The sequence below is a fragment of the Guptibacillus sedimenti genome, assembly GCF_028610665.1.
Lineage (GTDB): Bacteria > Bacillota > Bacilli > Bacillales > Guptibacillaceae > Guptibacillus > Guptibacillus sedimenti.
In genome coordinates this window covers 1-661 of sequence record NZ_JAQQWV010000022.1, presented here as the reverse complement: position 1 = coordinate 661, position 661 = coordinate 1, and the positions used below count along the sequence as shown (strand labels likewise).

Annotated in this window: 2 tRNA genes and 2 rRNA genes; all 4 read left to right on the top strand. The window is 46.1% G+C overall.

From position 1 onward, the window contains the following. Positions 1–57 (top strand): 16S ribosomal RNA (locus PQ578_RS22385); the annotation flags it as partial. Positions 58–231: 174 nt separating this feature from the next. Next, positions 232–308: transfer RNA gene (locus tag PQ578_RS22380), tRNA-Ile, on the top strand. A 12-nt stretch (positions 309–320) separates the two neighbouring features. Then, positions 321–396, top strand: a tRNA-Ala gene (locus PQ578_RS22375). A 155-nt stretch (positions 397–551) separates the two neighbouring features. Then, a 23S ribosomal RNA gene (locus PQ578_RS22370) occupies positions 552–661 on the top strand; the annotation flags it as partial.

The window sequence follows — 661 nt, the reverse complement described above, 5'->3', positions numbered from 1 at the left end:
GGGGTGAAGTCGTAACAAGGTAGCCGTATCGGAAGGTGCGGCTGGATCACCTCCTTTCTATGGAGAATTACGAAGGTAACTTACGTTACCAACCTTACATGAGCGTTTCGTTTAGTTTTGAAAGAATAATTTATTCTTTCAACTGAAAAGGTAAGTTTTGAAGAAGAGCAAGTCTCTTCGTAGAAACACCTCCGGCTAATGGCTATGTCGGGGTATTTACTTTTCTTTTGTGGGCCTGTAGCTCAGCTGGTTAGAGCGCACGCCTGATAAGCGTGAGGTCGGTGGTTCGAGTCCACTCAGGCCCACCATAAAAGAATCCTGGGGCCTTAGCTCAGCTGGGAGAGCGCCTGCCTTGCACGCAGGAGGTCAGCGGTTCGATCCCGCTAGGCTCCACCAACACATCTACTATATAGTTAAACAAACGTTTAATTAACTAGTAGCCATTGTTCCTTGAAAACTAGATAGCATAAACAACGACATCCAATAATTATTTTTATGCAAGAACTTAGTAATAACTGATGCGTTATGGCAGTGATGCCTAACAAATCGAAGGTTAAGCTACTAAGGGCGCACGGTGGATGCCTTGGCACTAGAAGCCTAAGAAGGACGGGACGAACACCGATATGCTTCGGGGAGCTGTAAGTACGCTTTGATCCGGAGA